Annotated in this window: 5 protein-coding genes and 1 pseudogene; 2 read left to right on the forward strand and 4 right to left on the reverse strand. The window is 74.8% G+C overall.

Annotated features, from left to right (window positions below; all coding sequences use genetic code 11):
* From AOK24_RS01715 to AOK24_RS01730, 4 genes are all read right to left on the reverse strand, one after another.
* A partial coding sequence (locus AOK24_RS01715; RefSeq protein ID WP_079056624.1) for a trypsin-like peptidase domain-containing protein occupies positions 1–2,418 on the reverse strand: 2,418 nt, incomplete at its 3' end.
* 47 nt (positions 2,419–2,465) lie between these two features.
* Complete coding sequence (locus tag AOK24_RS01720; RefSeq protein ID WP_055718250.1) at positions 2,466–2,774, reverse strand: trypco2 family protein; 309 nt, start codon at positions 2,772–2,774, stop codon at positions 2,466–2,468.
* Between the two features lie 99 nt (positions 2,775–2,873).
* Positions 2,874–3,620 (reverse strand): alpha/beta fold hydrolase, encoded by a 747-nt coding sequence (locus tag AOK24_RS01725; protein WP_055718251.1) that lies wholly within the window; start codon positions 3,618–3,620, stop codon positions 2,874–2,876.
* A gap of 84 nt (positions 3,621–3,704) precedes the next feature.
* Complete coding sequence (locus AOK24_RS01730) at positions 3,705–4,790, reverse strand: sensor histidine kinase (RefSeq protein ID WP_055718252.1); 1,086 nt, start codon at positions 4,788–4,790, stop codon at positions 3,705–3,707.
* 193 nt (positions 4,791–4,983) lie between these two features.
* On the opposite strand from AOK24_RS01730, the pseudogene AOK24_RS01735 reads away from it, so the two are divergent.
* Both AOK24_RS01735 and AOK24_RS01740 read left to right on the forward strand, forming a co-directional pair.
* Positions 4,984–5,926 (forward strand): annotated as a pseudogene (locus AOK24_RS01735) (lipid II:glycine glycyltransferase FemX); the annotation flags it as partial.
* 176 nt (positions 5,927–6,102) lie between these two features.
* Positions 6,103–6,465, forward strand: a 363-nt coding sequence (locus AOK24_RS01740) for a maleylpyruvate isomerase family mycothiol-dependent enzyme (RefSeq protein WP_159051767.1), incomplete at its 3' end; no start/stop codon positions are given.

Raw genomic sequence — 6,465 nt, forward strand, 5'->3', positions numbered from 1 at the left:
CACCAGCCCGATCGCCCCGGCACCGCACCCCGCGGCGAGCCCCGTGAAGTCACCGAACCGGCCGGCCAGGACCCCGGCGAGGGACAGCACGGCCAGAGCCGTCGGCGCAGCCGCCGCGAGCAGCCGGCCCCGGTCGACGTCGGCCCGCACCGACAGCGCCAGCCCGAACCCGAAGACCCCCGCGAACGCGCCACCGCCGGCCAGCGCGAACCCCGGCCCGAACAGCGGCGCCAGCGGCAGCATCAGCACCCCGCCGAGGACGGTGCCCAGCGCGACCCGGCTCCAGCCGAGCCGGCCACGCAGCCGCCGGAACACCATCCGGCGCGGCTGCGCATGAGGGGCCCGCGCCTCCCACGCGGCGACCGCCAGCGCGGGCACCAGCAGCCCCAGCAGCAGCGCCCCGGGGAGCGGGAACGCGCCGTTCACCTGGAAGCCGAGGGCCAGCAGGGCGAGCGCGGGCAGCCAGCAGGCAAGGGTGACCGCGACCGCGGCGTACCGCGCGGCACGCGGCCCCGCGACGGGCCACAGCGTGTGGATCTCGAAGTCCCGCACGGACACGGCCCCCTGCCCCGCCGCGAGCGCCCGCAGCCACCGCTCCACGTCCCGCGCCGTGTACCGCTGCTCCGGATCCGCCGCGCACACCGTCGGGATCAGCGCCTCCAGGAGCGCCGCACGCACCTGACGTCGCGCCGCCGGGGAGTCCGCGACGCCCGTGAAGGAGGCGAGCCGCAGCGCCCCGGCCTCGGACCGGGACACCAGGGACGCCAGCGTCAGCATCCAGGGCGACGACAGGGCGGCGGCGGTGGCCGTGCCCGCGGTGAACAGCTCCTCTTCCACCGCGTGCAGCCGGGCCCGGTCCACCGCCCGCTCGACCAGATAGCGCCGCCCGTCCGCCGCGCCCACGGCCTCGATCCGGACGGTGGCGCAGTCCAGCAGCCGTTCGCCGGCCCGGCTGAGCGCCTCGTACTCGGTGCTCCGGCAGGTCACGGCCAACGGCCCCTCGAACCGGTTGAGCTGGACGAGCGCGGCGGCGGCCCGGGACCGGCCGCCGCCCGGTGGGTCCAGCTCGTCGAGGCCGTCGAGGACCGGCATGATCCTGCCGGTCGCCAGCAGCCGGCGGGCCGCCGTGTCGGAGCCGTCCAGGTAGTCGTGCGCGAGCCGCCCGGTGAACCAGTCGGTGAACGGCACGGCGGTGTCCCACCCGGGCAGGCTCATCGGGACGGGGACCGGGCCTCCGCCGTCCATGCGGCTCAGCAGCCGGTGGACCAGCTCGTACGCGAGGAGGGTCTTCCCGGCGCCCGGCCCGCCCGTGACGACGAGCCGCCTCGGCACCAGCGCCTCCAGATACTCGGCGACACGCGCGAAATCCCCGCCGGACCAGGCCCGTTCGGCGTCCCGGCCGCCCTGGAGGACCGTGGTGAAGGCGACGTTGATCGCCTTGCTGTCGTCCCCCAGCAGCTGCCGGCGCCGCCGGGCCACCTCGCCCAGCACCGCCTCGGACAGCCGGACCCGCACGGCGTCCAGCCCGCCGGAGGCACGGTGCGGGGACCGCAGCCGAGCGATCGACCACATGGCCACGACGCCCGCGAAGAACGACCCGATCGTCCAGGCCACTCCCGCGGAGCTCGGCCCGAGCCGCGCGAACAGCAGAAAGGTCAGCGCACCGCCCAGCGCGGGCAACGGCACGTCCCGCAGCCGGTGCCGCCAGGGCGGCGGCGACACACCGACGGGCACGAGGGAGGGCCGCTCGGGCGCGGACCCGCCGACGTCCTCGACGACGAGGCGGACGCCGTACCTCTCCAAGGTCTGCCGGAAACCCGGCAGTTCGGCCAGCGCGGTCACCGGGACGGCGTCCAGGACGCCAGGGGCGACGGCCTTCTCCGCGCGGACGACCGCCACGAGACGCGGGCCGCACAGGAGCGCCGCCCCCGACGCGCCGCGCCACCCTTCGCGCGCGGGCGCGATGCCGGTGTCGACGTGCACCGTCAGCAGCCCGGACTTCATGCCGTGCAACGGGTCCACATGGCCGCGTACCGGCATCGTGTCCCGCTCGTACGCCGAACGCCTGGCCGCGTCGGGGAAGCCGAGGCCCAGACACGGGACGCGGTCACGGCCGACGACGCGCCCGAACCGTACCGGCGGGCCCGGCGGGGGGTGCCACCGCTCGTCGGTGACCCGCAGGAGCGCCGCGTCGGCGTCGGCGTCGGTGTCCGTGGGCGAGGGCAGCCACACCACGTCGGCGGGCAGCCACCGCGTACGCCCCAGGGCGTCGAGCTGCCGCACCTCCACCGCACCGCCGGCGGGCGTGCCGTCCAGGACGTGGCAGGAGGTCAGCACCAGGTCGTCACCGAGGAGGTAGCCGCTGCCGGTGCGCCCGCCCGCCGGGTTCCAGATCTCGACGACCCTCGCCTCGTCCATCGGCCGCCCCGCCGGTCACCCGGCCGACCGGCGGGGGCCCGCTGCGGTCACAGCGGGCGCCGGTCGGAGTCGCCGGAGATCCTCAGGTCCTCGCCCCGGCCGTCCACCGGCTGGAGCGTGAGCTTGACGCGGTGCGTCTGCGCCACCCCGGCCGACCCGTTCGCCTCCACCGTCCACGGCAGCACGAACACCTTCGCCCTGGCCCCGGCGTCCTTCCTGACCTCCACGCCGAACTCCAGCTCCACGGGCCCGGCCGTGAACCGCACGGCCTCGCCCTCGCCCTCCTCCAGCGCGGACAGCAACGCGGAACGGATCGCGCTGATCGTCTCACCCAGCTCGGCCCACGGCTCCTGCACCACTCCACCCCCGAAACGGACTGAACGACGTTCTGCGGTACGGCACTTGACGCCGGGCCAGAACCGTACCCGACCCCACCGGCCCCAGGGAACGACGCGTCACCCCACCGCATCCCAGAACGCGTACAGCACGTCGACGGCCTGGTCCGGGTCCTGGAGCGGCCACTGATGCCCGACCCCGTCGAGAACCCGCATCCGCGCCCCGAGCATCCGCGCCACCTCGGCCCCCGTGTCCGGGTCGTCGTAGAGGTCCCCGTCCGGGTGCAGCACCAGTCCGGGCGCCGGCGTCTCGCGCAGGTCGGCGCCCCAGTGGGCGTACAGGTTCGGTGTCGCCGACCGGTACAGGCCGAGGATCTCCCGCCCCATCGCCTCGTCGATCCCCTCATGGAGGGACCGCGCGTCGTCCTCCCGCACCCCCTGGGCCCGCAGGACCCCGGCGATGCTGCCGGGCGCGTCGTGCGGCGTCGCGCGCAGGTTGTCGAACCACGCCTCGCCGTCGCCGTGGGTCTGCCAGATCTGCGCGAACTCGTGCCACACGTACGCCGGGTGCATGACGCCCGCGACGTCCGCGGCCCAGCTGCGCAGCGGCACGTCGTACGCCGTGGCCACCCGGTACGTCAGCAGCGCGCCCCAGTCGTGCCCGACGAGGTCGACCGGCCCCGGCAGCTCCCGCAGCCGCGCCGCGAGCCACTCGGCGTGGGCGTCCTTCCCGCCGCCGAACCCGGCGGGCCGCTCGGTGCCGAATCCCGGCAGGCCCAGGGCGACGCTCTCCCGGCCGAGGCGCTGACGCAGCCGGTCCCAGACCGCTGCGGTCTCGGGCACGCCGTGGACGAATACGACGGTCATGTCTCTCCACAAGGTGTGACGGGGTCTCCGGGTACGGAGATGACGATCCTTCCCCGCCGGGCCGTGCCGAACGCGCGCCGCGCCTCAACGGCGGGTGTCGGCCGGGAGTTCGACGGTGATGCGCAGGCCCCCGTCGGCGCGCGGGGTGAGGGTGAGGCGTCCGGCGTGCGCCTCGGTGATGGTCCTGACGATGGCCAGGCCGAGGCCGACGCCCGCGTGGTCGGCGTGGACGCGTTCCGTGCCGCGCTGGAACGGCTCGGTGAGGGTCGGGACGAGGTCCGCGCCGAGGCGGGCGCCGGTGTTCTCGACCGTGAGCACGGCAGTGCCGGCGCGGACACCGGTCGTGACCCACACGGTGCCCTTCTCGGGCAGGTTGTGGACGATCGCGTTGTGGACGAGGTTCATGGTCAGTTGCAGCAGAAGCGCCGGCGAACCACTCGCGGGGGTGACGCCGCCGAGGGTCTCGACGTTCACGCCGCTCTTCTCGGCGAGCGGCAGCAGCGTCTCGGTGGCCTCCTCCGCCAGCAGGGACAGGTCGACCTGTTCGCGGGTGAAGGAGCCCCGGCCGGCGCGGCTGAGCAGGAGCAGCGCCTCCGTGAGGGCGATGGCCCGGGTGTTGACGGCCTGGAGGCGGCCGAGGACCTCGCCGGTGTCGTGCCCGGGGTCGGCGAGGGCCACGTCCAGCAGCGACTTGGAGATCGCCAGCGGGGTGCGCAGCTCGTGCGAGGCGTTGGCCGCGAACCTCCGCTGCTCGCCGACGTGCGCTTCGAGGCGGGCGAGCATCGCGTCGAAGGCGTCGGCGAGTTCACGGAACTCGTCCTGCCGGCCCGGCATCCGGATGCGGTGCGAGAGCGACCCGGTGGCCGCCGTACGGGTCGCGCCGGTGATCCGGGCCAGGGGAGCGAGCATACGGCCGGCCAGGACCCAGCCCCCCAGCAGCCCGAACACCAGCAGGAACAGCATGACGGCCGCAGCCATGGGCGCGAACCCGTTGACGAACGCGGTGCCCGGAGTGGCCCGCCACGCCCCCTGCTCGTTGGTCTGCAACCACCCCTCCCGCAGGAGGAACACCCCCACGGCGCCCAGCAGCAGAGCACCGGCGAGCATCAGGAATCCGGCATAGCTGAGGGTCAGCTTGAGCCGGACACTCGGTCCGGGCGCCCTGTCCACGGCTCTCCCCTCTGGCGACGGTCAGCACACCCACGCTACGGGCCGCCGCCTATCGTCGGCGTATCGGAAACCGCATACGCGCCGGCAACACGACGCGGCCTTGGCTGCCCGCATGTCCTACAGCGAACCAGCGAGCCGCACCGCACCCCGCCCGGGGAGCCTGACCGTCGGGCCGATCGGCGCCGCCGACCACCTGGCCTTCGTACGGGCCCAGCGCTCGGTCAGCTTCCTCCAGACCCCGGCCTGGGGCCGCGTCAAGACGGAGTGGCGCGCCGAGTCCCTCGGCTGGTACGACGGCCGGCGGCTGGTCGGCGCCGGGCTCGTCCTGCACCGCCCGGTGCCCCGGCTGGAGCGCTACACGCTGGCCTACCTGCCCGAGGGCCCGGTCATCGACTGGACCGGCGACCTCGCCGCGTGGCTCGACCCGCTGGCGGCGTACCTCAAGGCGCACGGCGCGTTCGCCGTCCGGCTCGGCCCGCCGGTCCGCACGGACACCTGGAGCGCCGGCCAGGTCAAGGAGGGCATCGGCGACCCCGCCGTCGAGCGGCTCACCGACCTGCCCGGCGAGTGGCCCGGCCCGGCCGGCGCCCGCGTCAGCCGCGCGCTGCGCGACGCCGGCTGGCTGCCGCAGAGCCCCGAGGACGGCTTCGGGGTCGGGCATCCGCAGTTCAAGTACGAGATCCCGCTGACCGGCAGGAGCGAGGACGACGTCCTCCAGGGCATGAACCAGCTCTGGCGCCGCAACATCAAGAAGGCGGCCAGGGAAGGCGTGGACGTCACGTTCGGCACCGACCTGAAGGCGTTCCACGACCTGTACGTCCACACCGCCGAACGCGACCGCTTCACCCCCCGCCCCCTGCGCTACTTCCAGACCATGTTCGCGGAGCTGAACGCAGAGGACCCCGAGCGCATCAGCCTCTACCTGGCCCGCCACCGGGGCGACCTGGTCGCCGCCGCCGTCCTGGTCCGCGTCGGCACCCACGCCTGGTACTCCTACGGCGCCTCCTCCACCGCGAAACGCGAGGTGCGCGGCTCCAACGCCTGCCAGTGGGCGATGATCCGCGACGCGCTGGCGGCCGGCTGCGACATCTACGACCTGCGCGGCATCACCCCCACCCTCGACCCCGGCGACCCGCNNAGGTCGGCACCGGCGGGCGGGCGGTGCGGTACGTCGGCGAGTGGGACCTGCCGCTGCGGCCGATGGTGTACCGGGCCTTCGACCTGTACATGAAGCGGCGCGGGCGGTGAATTTCACGGCGACCGGGAGTCCGTATCTCCACGAGGGCAGCAAGCCGATCACCGAGGAGAGACCATGGCAGCGGTCGCGGACGTCTGGACGATCGTGCACGCCGAGCGCGCGGCACTGATCCACGACCTGGAAGGGCTCGACGACGGGCAGTGGGAGGAGCCGTCGCTCTGCGCGGGGTGGACGGTCCACGACGTCGCCGCCCACCTCGTCGACTCGGCCCGCACGACGCGCCTGGGCTTCGTGGCCGGCCTCGTGCGCGCCCGGTTCGACTTCGACCGCCACAACGCGGCCGGCGTGACGCGCGAGCGCGGCGCCTCACCGGGCCAGACGCTGGCCCGCCTCCGCGAGGTCGCCCCACGGACGTCACTCCCCCCGGCGCCCCTCGACACCCGGCTCGTCGAGGAGATCGTCCACGGCGAGGACATC

The sequence above is a fragment of the Streptomyces niveiscabiei genome (genome assembly GCF_001419795.1).
In the GTDB taxonomy this organism is placed as follows: Bacteria; Actinomycetota; Actinomycetes; order Streptomycetales; family Streptomycetaceae; genus Streptomyces; species Streptomyces niveiscabiei.